15 protein-coding genes are annotated in these 16,527 nt (G+C 73.0%); all 15 read left to right on the forward strand.

Features of this window, described 5'->3' with window-relative positions; all coding sequences use genetic code 11:
• The first annotated feature begins 125 nt into the window (after positions 1-125).
• The 15 genes from HEB94_RS06315 to HEB94_RS06385 all read left to right on the forward strand — a co-directional run bounded on the left by HEB94_RS06315 (position 126) and on the right by HEB94_RS06385 (position 16,516).
• A complete protein-coding gene (locus tag HEB94_RS06315; protein WP_192749035.1) occupies positions 126-1,823 on the forward strand; it encodes a S8/S53 family peptidase in 1,698 nt (565 codons plus the stop codon).
• The gene (locus HEB94_RS06320) at positions 1,823-2,488 is read left to right on the forward strand and encodes an RNA polymerase sigma factor (RefSeq protein WP_192749036.1); all 666 of its coding nucleotides are present in this window, start codon (positions 1,823-1,825) and stop codon (positions 2,486-2,488) included. The genes HEB94_RS06315 and HEB94_RS06320 overlap by 1 nt, the downstream gene beginning before the upstream one ends.
• Complete coding sequence (locus tag HEB94_RS06325) at positions 2,485-2,991, forward strand: hypothetical protein (RefSeq protein WP_192749037.1); 507 nt, start codon at positions 2,485-2,487, stop codon at positions 2,989-2,991. The genes HEB94_RS06320 and HEB94_RS06325 overlap by 4 nt, the downstream gene beginning before the upstream one ends.
• Positions 2,992-3,018: 27 nt before the next feature.
• Complete coding sequence (locus HEB94_RS06330) at positions 3,019-5,676, forward strand: CHAT domain-containing protein (RefSeq protein WP_192749038.1); 2,658 nt, start codon at positions 3,019-3,021, stop codon at positions 5,674-5,676.
• Between the two features lie 155 nt (positions 5,677-5,831).
• A complete protein-coding gene (locus tag HEB94_RS06335; protein WP_192749039.1) occupies positions 5,832-6,173 on the forward strand; it encodes a hypothetical protein in 342 nt (113 codons plus the stop codon).
• A gap of 69 nt (positions 6,174-6,242) precedes the next feature.
• The gene (locus HEB94_RS06340; RefSeq protein WP_192749040.1) at positions 6,243-7,076 is read left to right on the forward strand and encodes a hypothetical protein; all 834 of its coding nucleotides are present in this window, start codon (positions 6,243-6,245) and stop codon (positions 7,074-7,076) included.
• 2 nt (positions 7,077-7,078) lie between these two features.
• Positions 7,079-8,353 (forward strand): phage tail sheath family protein, encoded by a 1,275-nt coding sequence (locus HEB94_RS06345; RefSeq protein WP_192749041.1) that lies wholly within the window; start codon positions 7,079-7,081, stop codon positions 8,351-8,353.
• 1 nt (position 8,354) lies between these two features.
• A complete protein-coding gene (locus HEB94_RS06350; protein ID WP_192749042.1) occupies positions 8,355-8,849 on the forward strand; it encodes a phage tail protein in 495 nt (164 codons plus the stop codon).
• Positions 8,830-9,993, forward strand: a complete 1,164-nt coding sequence (locus HEB94_RS06355) for a hypothetical protein (RefSeq protein WP_192749043.1) — start codon at positions 8,830-8,832, stop codon at positions 9,991-9,993. Before HEB94_RS06350 ends, HEB94_RS06355 begins: the two co-directional genes overlap by 20 nt.
• Entirely contained in the window at positions 9,993-10,868 is an 876-nt protein-coding gene (locus HEB94_RS06360) for a CIS tube protein (protein ID WP_238362000.1), read from the forward strand. Before HEB94_RS06355 ends, HEB94_RS06360 begins: the two co-directional genes overlap by 1 nt.
• Entirely contained in the window at positions 10,868-12,541 is a 1,674-nt protein-coding gene (locus HEB94_RS06365) for a phage baseplate assembly protein V (RefSeq protein WP_192749044.1), read from the forward strand. The genes HEB94_RS06360 and HEB94_RS06365 overlap by 1 nt, the downstream gene beginning before the upstream one ends.
• Positions 12,538-12,903, forward strand: a complete 366-nt coding sequence (locus tag HEB94_RS06370) for a hypothetical protein (RefSeq protein WP_192749045.1) — start codon at positions 12,538-12,540, stop codon at positions 12,901-12,903. The genes HEB94_RS06365 and HEB94_RS06370 overlap by 4 nt, the downstream gene beginning before the upstream one ends.
• A complete protein-coding gene (locus tag HEB94_RS06375; protein ID WP_192749046.1) occupies positions 12,900-13,469 on the forward strand; it encodes a GPW/gp25 family protein in 570 nt (189 codons plus the stop codon). The genes HEB94_RS06370 and HEB94_RS06375 overlap by 4 nt, the downstream gene beginning before the upstream one ends.
• Positions 13,450-16,047: a baseplate J/gp47 family protein gene (locus HEB94_RS52300; RefSeq protein ID WP_192749047.1), complete on the forward strand. Its 2,598-nt coding sequence runs from the start codon at positions 13,450-13,452 to the stop codon at positions 16,045-16,047. The genes HEB94_RS06375 and HEB94_RS52300 overlap by 20 nt, the downstream gene beginning before the upstream one ends.
• Complete coding sequence (locus HEB94_RS06385) at positions 16,028-16,516, forward strand: phage tail protein (RefSeq protein ID WP_192749048.1); 489 nt, start codon at positions 16,028-16,030, stop codon at positions 16,514-16,516. The genes HEB94_RS52300 and HEB94_RS06385 overlap by 20 nt, the downstream gene beginning before the upstream one ends.
• The last annotated feature ends 11 nt before the right edge of the window (positions 16,517-16,527 follow it).

The following is a 16,527-nucleotide window of genomic DNA, read 5'->3' on the forward strand; positions in this document are numbered from 1 at the left end:
ACCCCGCGACCCGGCAGAACGTGATCAATTCGTGATCTTGTGCGGGTATCTCGCGACCTCTCACGTGGCTCTTAATGTGCAGTTGGGAGCGGGTGTCGATCCGGCACGACCGGGATGGGGGCAGCATGAAGGTGTGGTTCCGGGCGGAGAGCCCTGACCAGACCATTGGTGGCAAGGGCGAGCCGCGGGCGACCGACGTGACGACGGGGGCCATTCCGTTCTCGGCGGCGGTCCTGGATCGGCACCGGGCCAGGGTTCTGCGACCGGGCGAGGCGGTTCTGGCGCCCAAGCAGCCGACGCCCCGCCCGACCGCCTACCGCAGCGACGTCCTCCTCGTCCCGCACGAGTTCCTGACCGACCCCGACCTGACGAAGGCCATCACCGAGGTCCTCAGCAAGGCGAGCCTCGAACCGATCGTGCCGGTGGATCCCGCGGCCCCGAACCCCTCCGGCCCCAGGCGGCCCCGCCAACCACTGTCGCGTTTCCGCGCGCAGATGCCCCGGCCGCTGCGCCTGCGGGCCCGCGCGGACGCTCCGCCCATGGCGGTGGACGCGTGGGCCGCGTTGCAGACGCTGCGGGCGGCCGCTGACACCGGGCAGCTCTCGAAGAAGATCGTCGACCGGATCGGCCTGGAGCACCTCCTGGTCGGGTCGGCGCTCGTCGGTGCCGGTGGCGCGTCGATCGGCGGGGTGAACGTCGCGACCGAGGGCAGCACCCCGATCCCCGGCGGCGTCGGCTCCTACACCCTCGCGGGCTACGGCGGCCGGATGCCCGTCGACATCGTCCTCGCCGCACCGCCGCGTCGCCGCGCGGAAGAGCTTCCGGGCCAGCGGCGTCGCGTGGTCGCCGTCCTCGACAGCGGCCTGCAACCCACCCTTGACAGCTGGATCGACATCGACGAACGCTGGACGCCGGGAGATCCCGTCGCTTCGGTGGACTCCGCCTTCCAGCAGATGATGACCGACTACGGCACCCTCGCCGCCGACCCGGACGTCACCGGACCCGCCATCGACGGCCCCTGGGACGGGCCCTACACCGCGGAACCGCTGGTCGGTGAGGTCACCACACACTTCGGGCACGGCACCTTCATCGCCGGCATCATCCGCCAGGTCGCCCCCGACGCCCACGTCCGCTCCATCCGCGTCATGCACAGCGACGGCGTCGTCGAGGAGGGCCTGCTGCTCGCCGCCCTGCACCTGCTGGCCGAGGAGGTGGAGGGGCAGGTGGCGGCCGGTGGGCCTCTGCCGGTGGATGTGGTGTCCCTGTCGCTCGGCTACTTCGACGAGGGACCGGCCGACCAGGTGACCCCGTTGCTGGCGGGCATCATCGCCGACCTCGCGGCCCTCGGCGTGGTCGTCGTCGCCGCGGCCGGCAACTACGCGACCACCCGGCCGTTCTATCCCGCGGCCTTCAGCGACACTCCTCCGGACGAGGCCGTCCCGATCCTCAGCGTCGGCGCGCTCAACCCCAACGGCACGGTCGCGTTGTTCAGCAACGACGGCCCCTGGGTGACCTGCTGGGCCACCGGCGCGGCGGTGCTGAGCACCTTCCCCGTGATGCCGTCGGGTTCGGAGCAGGCCGCCAACGCGCCGGTGCAACAAAGCGCCGGCCTGCCCCGGCAGACCCTCGACCCGGACGACTTCACCAGCGGCTTCGCCGTGTGGAGCGGCACGTCCTTCGCGGCCCCGCTGGTCGCCGCGAAGGTCGCGCTGGCGCTGCAGGAAGGCGCCGACTCCGACCTGGTGCGCGCCGACGTCCACGACCCGGCGAACGTCCTCGCCAAGGTCGTGGCAGCCGCGGAGGGACGAAGGAAGGTCCTGTGATGACCGCCGACCAGGCACCCACGGTCGAGCCGGTCGGACCGATCGAGCCCGTCCCCGTCGACGTCGCCGCGTTGCCCGAGCCGACGCCGGGCGAGGACCACACGCGGGAACGCTGGGCCGACCTGCTCACCGCCGCCCGCGGCGGCGAACGGGAGGCCCTGGGCCAGATCGTCGCCGGGCTCACCCCGCTGCTGTGGCAGGTGGCGCGGTCCCACCACCTCGACGTCACCACCAGCGAGGACGTCGTCCAGACGACCTGGCTGCAACTGGTCAGCCACCTCGACGACATCCGCACCCCGGAGGCGCTGGTCGGCTGGCTCGTCACGGTCACGCGGCGGGAGGCACGCCGGATCCGCGACCGGCAACGCCGCGAACAGGGGACACCTGACGACACCTCGCTGGAGCGGCTCCCCGACTCCGTGGCACTGCCCGACGACCAGGTGGTGCGGGGCGAGCAGGACCGGACGCTGTGGCTGAGCTTCGGTCGACTTCCCGAACGCTGCCGCGCCCTGCTCCGCGTCGTCGCCTTCGTGGAACGCCCCGACTACGACGAGGTCTCGGCGGCACTGGGCATGCCGCGCGGCAGCATCGGCCCGACCCGCGGCCGCTGCCTGGCCAAGCTCCGTGCGCTCCTGCTCGCCGACCCCTCCTGGAGTGAACGATGAACGAGCACGATCGGTCCTCACTCCGGCGATCCGCCGACCCCCACGACGACCTCGACGCCACCGACGCGGCGATCCTGCGTGGGCTACGCCGGGTCGTCACCGCCGCCGACCCCGTCCCGGCGGGCCTGGTCGAGCGGATCCGGTTCGCGCTGGCGCTGGAGGACCTCGAGGCGGAGATGATGCGGCTGCAGGAGGAACCGGCGCTCGCGGGCGTCCGCACCGCCGAGCAGGCGACCCGCACGGTGACGTTCGAGAGCGAGACGTTCACCATCATGATCAGCATCCGTTCCTCCGGTGAGGGCGCCGTACGCCTGGACGGCTGGATCGCACCGGCCGCGGCACACCGGGTGGAACTGCGGCTCGTCGGGGACCGGCGCGTGGTCATGGCGGACGAGCAGGGCCGGTTCGCCTACGACGACGTACCCCGGGGCCTGCTGCAGATGGCCGTCTACAACGCCTCCGGCCGCCCCAAGTCCGTCGTCACCCCGTCGATCGTCGTCTGAGCCGACCCACCCCGAGCGCGGAGGCCGATGAACCCGACCCGGTCCGCACCCGCTCCCCCGACCCCCGCCGACACCTCCACCGTCGAGGACAGGGCTCGGGCGCTGCAGGCTGCCGGGGTCGAGGCCACCGCGGGAGGACGACCAGACGTCGGCACCCGCACCCTCCGCTCCGGGCTGCGCCTGCTGGGCTGGAGCGCCGCCGGAAGCGGCGACGTCCACCCACCCACAGAGCTCGACAGCGACCCCCACCGCAACGCGCTCGCGGCCCGGCTCCTCATCAGCCTCGCTCACGCCGAGGCCGAGCAGGGACACGGCCCACTCGGCTTCGGCCTCCTCGACCTCGCCGCGACCGTCGTCGCCCCCGCCGAGGAGGGCATCCTGCTGCAGCAGCGCGGACTGCTGCTCCTGCGCGCCGGGCACCTCGAGGAGGCCCTGACCTTCCTCAACCGGGCCGAGCCGAGCCTTTCGGCCCACGGCCAGCACGTCGTCCTGGCCCGCACCCTGCTCAACCGGGCGGCCCTCCACCTCTACACCGGACGGATCCGCGCCTCCCGGCAGGACTCGGCCGCCTGCGCGGAGCTCGCCGCGTCCCTGGACCTGCCCCTGCTCGCCGGCAAGGCCACCCACAACGCCGGCTACTGCGACCTGCTGACCGGTGACATCCCCACCGCGCTCGCTGCGTTCAACACCGCCGAACGGCGGTACGCCCAGCACGGGCCGGGCTTCCTCCCGGTCGTGGTCGCGGCCAAGGCCCGCACGCTGCTGGCCGCCGGGCTCGCCACCGAGGCCGGCCGGATGCTGGAGACCGCGATCGCCGACTTCGCCCGGCAACACCTCACCCGCGACGTCGCCGAGGCCGAACTCTGGCGCGCCCAGGCGGCGCTGGAGGCCGGCGACCTGCCGGCGGCGCGGCGCTGGGCGCTCACCGCCGAACGGCACTTCCGGCGCCGCGGTGACCAGGCCTTCACCGCCCGGGCCGTCCTGATGCGGCTGCGGGCGGAGTTCCCCACCACACGCTCCTCCGCCCGGTTCGTCACCCGCGCCCAACGCGCCGGCGACCAGCTGCGTCAAGCCGGGCTTGCCCGCGACGCGGAGATGGCGGACCTGCTGGGGATCCGCGCCCTGGTCGCGGCGGGACACCTCGAGGACGCCCACGCCCGGATGGCCCGCCAACGACGTCCCCGAGCACCCCTGGACGCGATCCTGATGCGCCGCCTCGCACGCTCCGAACTCGCGCTGCGCGGCGGGCACCGTGCGAGCGCCTACATCGAACTGCGTGCCGGCCTCGCCGCGCTGCACCTGCACCGCAGCACCCTCGGCAGCCCCGACCTGCAGGCGGGCGCCGCCGCGTTGGGCAGCGAACTCGCCGCCGCCGGGCTCGGCATGGCGATCGAGGACGCTACGCCCCGCCTGGTCTTCGCCTGGTCCGAACGCGCCCGCGCGCAGGCGTTCCGGATCCCGCCGGTCCGCCCACCGCAGGACCCGGAACTGTCGGAGACCCTCGCCGAACTCCGCCAGGTCCGACACCTGATGCGCACCGCCGAACTGGAGGGCCGGAAGGAACCGGGCCTGTCCGCACGCAGCGGCGAACTCGAACGCGTCCTGCGCGAAGCACACTGGCGGCTGCGCGGCCCGGGCGCGAGCAAACCCGTCGTCGCGATCCGCGACGTGCTGAGCGAACTCACCAACACCGGACTCACCAACACCGGACTCACCAAGACCGGACTCACCAACAGCGGCGCCCACCGGGTGATGGTCTGCTTCGTGAGCCGGCAGGGCCGGCTGTACGGGGTCGTCGTCGGCGCAAGCGGCGTCCGCCTGTGCCCGCTCGGCGACCGGGCCGCCGCCGAGGAGGCCACCCACCGCCTGCTCGCCGACCTGGACGCCCTGGCCGGACGCATGCTTCCGGCCCGCCTGGAAGAGGTCATCCGCGGCTCACTCGACCGACAGCTCGACATCCTCACCGACCACCTCCTCACCGGGCTGCGCGGCGAACTCGGCGACGCCGACGTCGTCATCGTCCCGACCCGCGCCCTGTCCTCCCTGCCGTGGGGCATGCTGCCGGACCTGCGCGGCCGCGCGGTGACCGTCGCGGCGTCGGCGTCGGTGTGGCACACCGCCACAACGGCCGCCCGGACCCCGGATCCCTCGCCCACCCGCCCGCCGCTGCTGGTCGCCGGACCGGACGTCCCGAACGCCGCGGCCGAGGTCGCCGAGATCGCGACCGTGCACCCACGCAGCGCCCGGCTCACCGGCGACGCCGCCACCGTGGCGGCGACCCTGGCCGCGATCGACGGGGCACCGACGGCACACCTCGCCGCGCACGGCCACCACGAACCGGAGAGCGCGTTGTTCTCCCGGCTGGAACTCGTGGACGGGCCGCTGATGGCCTACGACATCCACGGTCTGCGCCGGCCGCCGCGACACGTCACGCTCTCGGCCTGCGACGTGGGCCGAACCACGGTGAGCACGGGGGATGAGATCCTCGGCTTCACCGCCGCCCTCCTCTACGGCGGGACGTCCAGCGTCGTCGCCAGCGTCGCGCGGGTCGCCCACGACGCGGCCGTCGAGGTGATGTGCGGCTACCACCGCGCCGTCGCGGCCGGGGTGTCTCCCGCACGCGCGCTCGCCACCGCCGCCACCGCGGCTCCACTCGCACCGTTCGTCTGTTTCGGGGCGGGCTGACCCGGCCGCGTCCCGGCGCTGCACGCCTCGCACACGAATCCTCAACAAAAACAGGCCGTCGAGGTATCTGGGCGCGGTCTCGTCCCCCTTATCGAACGACAGAACTTCACCGTGTGACCACCTGATCCGCGGCGCACGTCTTCCAGGGGGAAGCCATGGAGAACCTCGATTCTCTGTTCACGATCACGAGCCTGCTCACCCTGCAGGGCTCGGCCGGCATCGCGTGGTTCGTGCCCAACACGTTGGGCTGGCTCTTCGGTACCGGTTTCGACAAGGCACGCAAGTGGGTCGCCCTCGGCGTCTCGCTGGCGCTGGCCCTCCTGGCGGCCGGAATGGTCTCCGACTCCAGCTTCCTGACCTGGGTCGTGGCGCCCATCAACGGCCTGCTCATCTTCGCCACGGCGATGGGGATCAACCAGTTCCCCACCCAGAACCGGCCGCAGCCCAGCCCGGTCAAGGTCGCCCAGAACCAGCAGTTCATCCGTACCTGGGCCTAGGTCGTGGGCCTGGGACACCAACGAGGAACGCAAGGCTCTTCCACCCCGTGAGCCAAGGGGGCTTAGGCCATGAGTGACTCCCGAGCCGACCTCGCGGCGGCGCCGCCCGACTCCTCGGGCGGCCCGTTCGCGGGCGCCACGGCCGCACTGCTGGACTGGCTCGCCCGGGTCAGCGACGTACCGGTCGTCCTCGGACCACCGGTCGACGACCTTCCCGAAGACCCGGAGCAGGATGCGTCGAAACCCTCACCGGGCAAGCCGGGCAAGCCCTCCACCTCGATGCCCGTGCGCCTGCACGTGTGGCCGCTTGAGTTCCTGCGCGAACCGGAGCTACGCAACGTCCGGCAGCGGGAGCCGTTCCGGTTCCGGGTGCGCTACCTGCTCACCGTCGCCGGCACCCACGACATCGCGCCCGTCCTCGACCCGGTGCTGGTGGCCGCCGTGACGGCACGCGAGGTCACCCTGGTGCTCAACCCGCCGCAACCCGCGCAGTGGCAGGCCCTGCGGGCCCGGCAACGCGCGGCACTCGTCCTCGACGTGGCGGCCCAGGTGGCGCGCACCCTGCCCGAGGCGCCGATGGTCCGTTCCCAGCTTCGGATCCGCGACGTTCCCCTCCGTCAGCTGCGGGGACAGGTTCTCGGCCCCGACGACGTACCGCTGCCCGGTGTGGAGGTCGAGGAGCTCACGACCGGCAAGCGGACGCGGACCCGTACCGACGGCACCTTCACGATCAGCGCCGTCCCCGCCACGACCAGCTCCAGGCTTCGCCTCACCGTCAAGGGCCGGCAGCTGCTGGTGGAGGCGACGGGACCGACCGACCACGACGCCGGCCAGGTCCCCGGCACCGACGCGGCCGCCGACGGCGACCTGTTGGTCATCCACTGCGATCTCGAGGAGCTCTGATCATGCCCTTCTACGCCGCGCCTGGCGTCTACGTCCAGGAGGTACCCCGAGGTGTCCGCCCGATCGGCACCGTCGGTACCAGCACGGCCGCCTTCGTCGGGCTGGCACAGAACCGCAACGCCGGTCGGGGCCGCGCCGTACCGGTGAACAACTGGACGGAGTTCGCCTCCACCTTCCTGGACCAGGACGACGACGCCCCGAGCACCCCGCTGGTCCGGGCCGTCTACGGCTTCTTCGCCAACGGTGGTGGCCGCTGCTACGTCGTGAACCTCGGCGAGAGCGAGCCGATCGCCGGTGGTGCCCGCGGCCGGTCCGGACTGCAACTGCTGGAACCGATCGACGAGATCGCGATCGTGGCGGCGCCCGGCTACACCGACGCCCTGTCCTACGAGAGCCTGCTCAGCCACTGCGAACGGCTCGGTGACCGGGTCGCGATCCTCGACGCGCCGGCCCAGGTCAACAACGTCGAACGCCTCACCAGGGTCATCGGCTCCGATGCTCCATCTCCGTCCCCGTCCCCGACGGGCACGGGCACGGGCAAGCCGGACGAGCATGCCACGACCGCGAAGCCCCCGACCAACCCCGGCGACCCGGACGAGGACGACACCTCCGCGCTTCGGCCCCGGGAGTCCGACCACGGCACGTTGTACTTCCCATGGCTGCTGGCCTACGACCCGGTCACCGGCACCACCACCCCCACCGCGCCCAGCGGCCACGTCGCCGGCGTGTGGGCCCGCACCGACGCCCAGCGTGGCGTGCACAAGGCCCCGGCGAACGAGCCACTGGCCGGAGGCGTCGTCGACCTCACCTACCAGGTCACCCGCCAGGAGCAGGAGCTGCTCAACCCCAGGGGCGTGAACTGCATCCGAGGGTTCGCCGACGCCGGGATCCGGATCTGGGGCGCGCGCACCCTCGCCGCCGAGGCGAGCGAGTGGCGCTACCTCAACGTCCGCCGTACCTGCAACATGCTCAAGGAGTCCATCGAGGAAGGCACCCGATGGATCGTCTTCGAACCCAACGACCACTCCCTGTGGACGTCGATCCGCTGCGAGATCAACGCGTTCCTCACCCGCGTCTGGCGCGACGGCGCGCTGTTCGGGCGGACACCGAACGAGGCCTTCTTCGTCAAGTGCGACGAGGAGACCAACCCACCCGAGGTACGCGACGCGGGACAGGTCGTCGCCCTGATCGGTGTCGCACCGGTCAAGCCGGCGGAGTTCGTGGTCTTCAAGCTCAGCCAGTCGATGGACGTCGCCGAGTCGAACGTAGGAGCCTGACATGCCGGAGAGCACAGCCCGCCCCGCCGCGGCGCCGGGCACGACCGTCGATCCCTACCGGGACTACAACTTCAAGCTCGTCATCGACGGTGTGACCGAGGGGCACTTCACCCAGGTCGCGGAGCTGCGGGCCCGCGTCGAACGCCTGTCCTACCGCGAGGCCGGCAACAACGCCGTCGTCCGGGCCATCCCCGGCAAGGTGACCTACGGCCCGGTCGTCCTGCGCTACGGCCTCACCTCCTCCCGCGCCATGTGGGACTGGCTGATGTCGGCGGTCGACAGCCGGAACTTCCGGCGCAGCGTCTACATCGTCGTGCTCGACCCGTCCGGGTCGCAGGAGGTCATGCGCTGGCACCTGCTCAACGCGTGGCCGGAGCAGTGGGAGGCCCCGGCGCTGGACGCGTTGAGCGGCGGGATCGCCATCGAGACGCTCGTCCTCGCCCACGACGGCATCGTCCGGGAAGAAGGTGGCGGCGGTGCCACAGCTGCTCCGTAGCCTGCTCGCCAGCTGGCTGCACGTTCTGGCCGGCCGGGCCACCCGGCTGGAGGAGACGCTCGTGATGCGGGCGCAAGCCGCGGTTGCGTTCGACGACTCCGGCCGCCCCACGCGGGGCGGTCGGGCAACGCCCGGCCAGGCGGAGGATGGCCGGGCGTTGGATGGCCGGACGTTGGATGGCGCGCGGAACAGCCACACTGCAACCGAACGCGGACCGGACGACGGACCGGACGACGGGCCGGGCCGTGGAACGGGCGACGGGCCGGGGATCGACGACGACGAGTTCGCCGGGCCGCCGCCGCGGCACTGGCTGGCACAGGTACGCGGGAACCCACCCGCCCACTGGCCCGGCACCGAGTCGCCTGCACCGGCACCGGCCGAACCATCGGTCGACCCGGCCGGCGCCGTCGCGCCGCGCCGTCGGAGCGGATGGGACCGACCACGCAAGGCCTGGGCGGAGCTCACCCGGCGGGCGAAAGGTGCCCTTGACGGCTGGCAGCGGGCGGGCGACGCCGAGGGCAAGCCGACCTTGCCAGCTTCGCCGACCGAGGTTCGACGGCCGGAGGCCGACCCCACCGCCGACGCTGCGAGGACCGACCCACCGGCGGCAGACCGAGCGGAGACACCACAGACACGGGATTCCCACCGACCGAGCCAGGGACGTCCGGCGGACTCGGCGCTGCCGAACGTGCCGGCTGCCGACTCCGACCAGAAGCCGGCACACCCGCCGGTCGAACCGCCGCCGGACGCAGACGGCCCGTCCGCACAGGCGAAGTGGACGCCATCGCCCTGGGACAGGCGCGCGGGCGGGCGCGCACACGTGGACGTCCCGACCCAACGGAAACCCGCCGACCCGCCGCACCCCCACCACGACCAACCACGCCACGACGCACCGCCGCACGACCGGCCACCCCACGACCCGCCACCTCACGACAGGCGCCCGCCCACGCACCCGCGCGCACCCGGCTGGTTCTGGATCCCGACCGGACCGGACCCCCGTGTCCCCACCGACGATGCGAACCCGCCCGCGACCGACCCGTGGCCCGCGCTGCCCGATGACGAGCCGCTGTGGATCCCGCCGGACACGGCGTTCTCCGACTCCGACCAGCTGCGGCGTCTCGACGACGAACAGCGGGGTTCGTGATGGAGCGGGTGGCGTTCCTGGTGGAGGAGACCGGGGAGCGGATCGACTGCCTGCTCAACCCGGAGACGTTCGAGGTGAGCCGCCTCGCGGGAGTGCGCACTCGGGGCACGGCGCGCGGGCAGCTGATCGGTGCCGGGCTCGCCGACGACCCGTTGCAGTTCACCGGCGGCGGCCGCACCGAGATCCGCCTCGATCTGCTCTTCGACGTGGACTTCGTGGAGGGCAAGGTCGTCCCGAGCGACGTCCGTACCCTCACCCGGCGGCTGTGGCTGCTGGCGGAGAACTCCGCGGAGGAACGCGGATCGGTCCGCCCTCCACTCGTGCGGCTGGTCTGGGGCAAGACGTGGAACATCCCCGGCGTCGTCACCTCGGTGGCCGAACGGTTCGACTCCTTCGACGGTGACGGCAGTCCACGGCGGTCCTGGCTACGGATGAAGCTGGTCCGCGTCGCGGAGAGCGCGGCCGAGGCCCGAGCGAGCTTCGAGGAGGAACTCGCCCGCGCGAACGCGGCCGCCGCGCCCGGCGTCAGCCCGGGCCAGCCGAACCTCGACGCGGGCTCGGCCGTCCGGGCGGTCGGCGACGGTTCGGGCGATGCCGACAACACCGGCGTCCGGTTCGACCTGCTCGCCAACGACGGCCTGGGCAGCCCGTTCCGGTGGCGGCTGCTGGCCCGGCACAACGGCATCGCCAACCCGTGGGCCGTCCAGCCCGGCACCGTCCTCGCCGTCCCACCCGCGAACGCCACGACCGCGGCCACCACCCCAGCCACCGGCGCCCCCGCCACCACGAGCACGAGCACCACGACCGGCACGACCAGCACGACCGGCACCGCCGTCACGACGTCGACCGGTACGACCGCGACAGGAGGGTTGTGATGACCGCGATCGACACGCGCGGCCCGGCCGCCACCGGCCCGCGGGCAGGGACCATCCCCCGCGTGGACGTCCGCGTCGACGGCACACCCATCGCCGAGGAACTGCTCCGCCGGCTCGTCAGTGTCCGGATCGCGCACCAGCTGTCGAGGCCGACGCAGTGCGAGCTCGCGTTCGCGACCTGGCGCGGCACCGCCGCCGAGTACGACGCCATCGCGCTCGGCGCGCGGATCGACGTCGCGGTGGCCGGCCCCAACCCCACGACCGTCCCCGGCTTCGACGGCGAGGTGACCGCCCTCGACGTGGTGTATGGACCGGGCGGCGAGACGCTGCTCCGGGTCCGGGCCTACGACGTGCTGCACCGGCTGCGGGGACGGCAACAGTTCCGCGTCTTCGACGACCTGACCGTCGCCGACCTCACCCAGGAGCTGACCGGCGACCTCGGGCTCCGCCTGGTCGCCGAGGATCCCGGGCCGCGGCGGGACCGCATCGTCACCCGCGGCCAGTCCGACCTCGACCTCCTGACCGAGGTGACCGGGCGCGCCGGACGCTACGTCGTCGTGCACGACGACGAGATCTGTCTCCTCAGCCTCGCCGGGACCGGCGAGCCCGTCCGGCTCGAGCTCGGCACCTCCCTGCTGGAGGCCCACCTCGGCGTCAACGCCACCGGCGTGCACCACCGCGTCCGCGCCCTCGGCTGGCACGCCCAACGGGCCGAGTTCCTGGACGAACCCGCGACGGCCCCACGCGGCGGCCCGGACGTCGGCGTCGACCTGACGTCGACCGATACCGCGCCGGAGTGGACCGCCGTCGACCTGACCGGGCGCAACGCCGACGAACTCGCGGCGTTCGCCCAATCCCGACTCGACGCGAGTGCCGGACGCACGGTGACGCTGCGCGGTGTGGCCGAGGGGGACACATCGCTACGCGCCGGCACTCGCGTCGACGTCGCTGGCGTCGCCGCCTCGCTCCAGGGCACCTACGTGCTCACCGAGGCGATCCACACCGTCGACGCCACCGGGTTCCGTACGACGATCTCGACCGAACCACCCGCATCCACCCCGGCCACCGCTCCTGCAACGGCCGGGGCGGCCGGGCCCGGCGGGTCCTCGGTCACGCTCGGGCGGGTCAGCGAGGTCGCCGACCCGGACGGGCTGGGCCGGGTCCGCGTGAGCCTGCCGGCCTACGGCGACGTCGACGCCGGCTGGCTCGCCGTGACCTGCCCGGGCGCCGGACCGGGCAAAGGCCTCGTGGCGCTGCCCGACGTCGGCGACACCGTGCTCGTCGCGCTGCCGCACGGGGGACCCGCCGACGGGATCGTCATCGGGTCGGTGTTCGGGCAGGTGGCGCCACCCGACGCCGGCATCGTCGACGGCGCCGTACGCCGCTGGTCGCTGTCCACCCCGTCCGGCCACTCGATCCTGCTCGACGACGACCAGCGGCGGCTCCGGATCGACGACAGCACCGGCAACCTCGTCGAACTCGGACCCGACCTGCTTCGCCTGCACGCCCAGACCGACCTCGTGATCGAGGCGCCCGGCCGCACCCTCACCATCCGCGCCGCCGCGGTCGACTTCGTCCACGCGCCCGAACCGGAGGCGCCACCAGGCCGCGAGGGTTCCGCCGGGGTCAGGGGGCCCGGCGGAACCCTCGCTGAACAGGAGGTCCCGGGATGAACCCAGGACCCAGCCACCCAGACCTCAGGTGGGTGAACGCGCGGGCGGTGATCCGCTGCGGCCACGACGGCACGGTCGCGACCCGGCCGTCGCAGGAGTGGGTGCGCGTCGACGGCGTGGCGGTGCTCGTCGTCCACGACCCCGAGGGCCGCGACATCACCGCCTGCCCCAACTACGGGCCGATGATGAAGCCCTGCGTCACGACCCTCCAGGTCGCCGAGGGCTACAGCGACTGGCTCAGCGTCGACGGGCACCGCGTCGTCCTGGACAACCTCGACGGGCTGACCGACGGCACCGTCCCGGGCACCGTGCACTACGACGTCCGCGACCCCGGCCAGCCGTTCGTGAGGGCCGACCGATGAGCCCACGTTTCGCCGCCCCACGCTTCTCCGGCCTCACCGTCGGCGGCCCGGCCTCCACCACCGGTGGGGGCGTCGGCCTCGGCATCACACCCACCGGCGCTTTGGCGATGGTCGACGGAGACGCCTCGGTCCGCCAGGCGATCCTGCTGCTCCTGTCCACCCGGCCCGGCGAGCGGCTGATGCGCCCGACCTACGGCTCCCACCTGCACCGCCTGATCTTCGCGCCGAACGACCAGACCACCGCGGGCCTGGCCATCCACTACGTCCGCGAGGCGATCGAACGCTGGGAGCCCCGCGTCCAGATCCTCGCGATCGACGCGAACGCCGACCCCGACGTGCCCGAACGGCTCACGGTCGAACTGCGCTACCTCATCCGTTCGAGCCTGGCCACCGAGACCGTCCACTACCCGCTCGACCTCGACCCCGCCATGGGCGGCCACGCACCGACCAGCCCGCACCGCGGCCCGGCCGGCCACCCCGACCTCGCCACGGACCCCGACCCGGAATCGCCCCAGGACCACGACACCGCTTCTGGAGGAACCCCAGATGTCCCTGCCGGTCCCTGACCTCGACGACCGCACGTTCGCCGACCTCGTCCTGGAGGCCCGCGAACGGCTCGCCCGTTCCTGCCCGGACTGGACCGACCTGTCCGTCCACGACCCCGGCCTGGCCCTGATCGAGGTGTTCGCGCACCTCACCGAGGTGATGATCTACCGGCTGAACCGGCTGCCGGAGAAGGCCTACATCGAGTTCCTCGACCTGCTCGGCGTCCCCCGGCACCCACCGGCTGCCGCCTGGGTGGACCTCACCTTCCACCGGGCCGGGACCACCGAGACACCGATCCCGATCCCGGCCGGGACCAGGGTCGCCGCCGCCCGCGAAGGAGCCTCCGAGCAGGTCGTCTTCGTCACCACCGAGGCCGGCGGGATTCCCACGGGACAGACCGAGACGACCGTACGGGCCTACCACTGTGCCCTCATCCCCGGCGAGCTCATCGGCACCGGAACCGGCCTGCCCGGCCAGCGCCTGCGCTCCCAGCACGCACCGATCGTGACCACCACCGAGCCCTCGGACCTGCAACTCGGGGTGGAGATCCGGCCCGGAACAGCGACCGAAGGGGCAGTCCTGCGGGAGTTCGCCGGACGGACGTTCCAGATCTGGCAGCCCGTGCCGACCTTCGCCGGCGCGAACCCCGGCGCCCAGGTCTACCTACTCGACCGCGCCTCGGGCGGTGTGACGTTCGCACCCGCCCTCGACCTGCGCACACCAGACGGCACCAGGCCCGGCCAGCTCACCACCGTCGCCGCGGTTCCACCCGCCGGCGCGCAGGTCCGGCTGTGGTACCGCACCGGCGGCGGGCCCGGCGGCAACGTCGCCGCGAACACCCTCACCAAGCTGGTCGACGCGCTGCCCGGCGTCCAGGTCACCAACCCCGCGCCCGCGCGCGGCGGCTACGGACTCGAACCGCTCCAGGCGGTGCTGGCACGCGGCCCCGCCGAGGTCCTGTCCCAGCAGCGTGCCGTGACCGCCCGCGACTTCGAACTCCTCGCCACCGCCAACGCCGGCGCGGTCGCGCGGGCCAGGGCGATCACCCGGGCCGCGATGTGGACGTTCGCCAAGCCCGGCGAGGTCGAGGTCGTGCTGGTCCCCCACGTCGGAGAGGCGGCCCGCCCCGGCTGGCGGCTCCCCGCGAGTGTGCTGTTCGACCACCAGGTCGAGGCGGCCCGCACGGGCGTCCAGGACGACCTGCGCGACCGCCTCACGGTGGGCACGACCTGCCTGGCCACGTGGGGCCGCTACAAGGAGGTCTGCGTGCTCGGCCGGGTCGTCGTCCGCCGGGGTGAGGACCTGGAGGCCGTACGACGGCGGCTGCACGACCGGCTGCACCAGACCATCAGCCCGCTGCCGAGTCCGCAGAACGCGACCGGATGGGGCTTCGGCGAGTCACTGCGCGCCTCCAACGTCTACCGCATGCTCGAACAGGCCGAACTCGGCGTCCGCTACGTCGAGGACGTGCGCTTCGTCGTCCCCGACGCCCCCTCCGAGCGGGTGCGCGCGATCGCGGCCGACGAGTACGAGAAGGACACCTGGTACGCGGGCGCCGGTGAGCTGCTGTGCCGCTCCACCAACGGCGCGCGCGGCTGGGAGCCGGTGCGGCGCTTCCCCGAGGAGGAGGTGCGCCGGGTCGTCCCCGCACCCGCGGCGACACGGCCCGGCATGAACGCCCGACCCGGGCGGGTCGCCGTCGTCACCCGACACCTCGGCGGGTCCTCCCGTGTCTACGTCTCCACCGACCTCGGCGAGAGCTGGCAACGCGTCGCCGAACTCGAGGCCGGCATCACCGACCTGGCCTGGACCGACCGCGACGCCGCCGGCGGCCTGCTCGTGGCCACCGACGCCGGGCTCTACGACCTGCCCCTGCTGCCCAACGCCGTACCGCTGCAGGTCCTGGTCGAACCGACCGACCCCAGTCGCGGCTTCACCGCCGTCGAGACGTTCGTCTCCGAGCGCGGTGTGGCCGGCGTCGCGGTCGCCGCGCAGGCGACGGCCGGGGTGTATGTGTCCACGGCCGGTGGCCAGCCCGGAACCTTCGTCAACGTTGGCTTGACAGGCATCGACACCCGCGCCCTCACCGTGCAGCTCGACGGGCCGGCGACCGTCCTGTGGGCGGGCGTCGGCGAACCGGACGCGAACCGTCCCGGCCGGGGATGCTTCCGGGCCCGGCTGTTCGAGGCCACCGTGCGCTGGGAACAGCTCAGCTCCGGCTGGACCGGCGGAACCTGCTGGGACCTGGCGTTCACACCCGGCCGGGCGGTGGCGGCCACCCAGAGCGGCGGCGTACTCGTCGCGGACACGACCTCGGCGACACCGACGTGGCTGACGTCCTCTGTCAACAGCGGCTTGCCGTTGCGGGACCGGACCAGGTTCGACCCCGTGCAGGCCGTCGCGACCAACGCGGCGACCGCAACGGCGCACGTCAGCCTGGTGGGCACGAACCGCGGCGTCTACGCCAGCACCGACATGGCGACCTGGACGGCCGCCCACCAGACCACGGATGTCGTGACGATCCCCGACACCTGGCTGCTGTGCTCAGGAGACCACAACATCGAGGTGGTGTACGACGATGCGACGCCCAGCGATTGACCGACTGCTCCCCACCACGTACCAACAGGCCGCCGGACCCGGCACCGTGCTGGGTGGCCTGCTCGACGCGATGGAACGACTGCACGCACCTGATGAGGACCTGTTGGACCGGGTCGAGGACATCGCCGCCCCCTATCGCGCTCCCGACCAGCTCGTCCCCTACCTCGCCCGTTGGGTGGTCCTGGACCACCTCTCATCGGCGCGGATCCCGGTCGGCCGGCTGCGGGACCTGGTCGCCAACGGCGCCGACCTGGCCCGCTGGCGTGGCACCAGACGCGGACTCGTCCGGTTCCTCGAGATCGCGACCGGCGTGCCCGGGTTCAGCATCGAGGAACCACGCCCGTTCGCGTTCGTGGTGCGGGTACCCGAGGCGGCGGCCGACCAAGGCGACCTCATCCGCCGGATCGTCGAGGCGGAGAAGCCCGCCGCGACGACCTACGAGGTCGCCCTCTCCCAGGGCACGACCTGAGCACGACCTGA

Origin of the sequence: Actinopolymorpha pittospori (assembly GCF_014873875.1) — a bacterium.
Taxonomy (GTDB): Bacteria; Actinomycetota; Actinomycetes; order Propionibacteriales; family Actinopolymorphaceae; genus Actinopolymorpha; species Actinopolymorpha pittospori.

Excerpts from the sequence above, each read along its gene's own strand:
- HEB94_RS06315 (WP_192749035.1), top strand. The coding sequence starts at position 126 with ATGAAGGTGTGGTTCCGGGCGGAGAGCCCTGACCAGACCATTGGTGGC.
- HEB94_RS06320 (WP_192749036.1), top strand. The coding sequence starts at position 1,823 with ATGACCGCCGACCAGGCACCCACGGTCGAGCCGGTCGGACCGATCGAG.
- HEB94_RS06325 (WP_192749037.1), top strand. The coding sequence starts at position 2,485 with ATGAACGAGCACGATCGGTCCTCACTCCGGCGATCCGCCGACCCCCAC.
- HEB94_RS06330 (WP_192749038.1), top strand. The coding sequence starts at position 3,019 with ATGAACCCGACCCGGTCCGCACCCGCTCCCCCGACCCCCGCCGACACC.
- HEB94_RS06335 (WP_192749039.1), top strand. The coding sequence starts at position 5,832 with ATGGAGAACCTCGATTCTCTGTTCACGATCACGAGCCTGCTCACCCTG.
- HEB94_RS06340 (WP_192749040.1), top strand. The coding sequence starts at position 6,243 with ATGAGTGACTCCCGAGCCGACCTCGCGGCGGCGCCGCCCGACTCCTCG.
- HEB94_RS06345 (WP_192749041.1), top strand. The coding sequence starts at position 7,079 with ATGCCCTTCTACGCCGCGCCTGGCGTCTACGTCCAGGAGGTACCCCGA.
- HEB94_RS06350 (WP_192749042.1), top strand. The coding sequence starts at position 8,355 with ATGCCGGAGAGCACAGCCCGCCCCGCCGCGGCGCCGGGCACGACCGTC.
- HEB94_RS06360 (WP_238362000.1), top strand. The coding sequence starts at position 9,993 with ATGGAGCGGGTGGCGTTCCTGGTGGAGGAGACCGGGGAGCGGATCGAC.
- HEB94_RS06365 (WP_192749044.1), top strand. The coding sequence starts at position 10,868 with ATGACCGCGATCGACACGCGCGGCCCGGCCGCCACCGGCCCGCGGGCA.
- HEB94_RS06370 (WP_192749045.1), top strand. The coding sequence starts at position 12,538 with ATGAACCCAGGACCCAGCCACCCAGACCTCAGGTGGGTGAACGCGCGG.
- HEB94_RS06375 (WP_192749046.1), top strand. The coding sequence starts at position 12,900 with ATGAGCCCACGTTTCGCCGCCCCACGCTTCTCCGGCCTCACCGTCGGC.
- HEB94_RS52300 (WP_192749047.1), top strand. The coding sequence starts at position 13,450 with ATGTCCCTGCCGGTCCCTGACCTCGACGACCGCACGTTCGCCGACCTC.
- HEB94_RS06385 (WP_192749048.1), top strand. The coding sequence starts at position 16,028 with ATGCGACGCCCAGCGATTGACCGACTGCTCCCCACCACGTACCAACAG.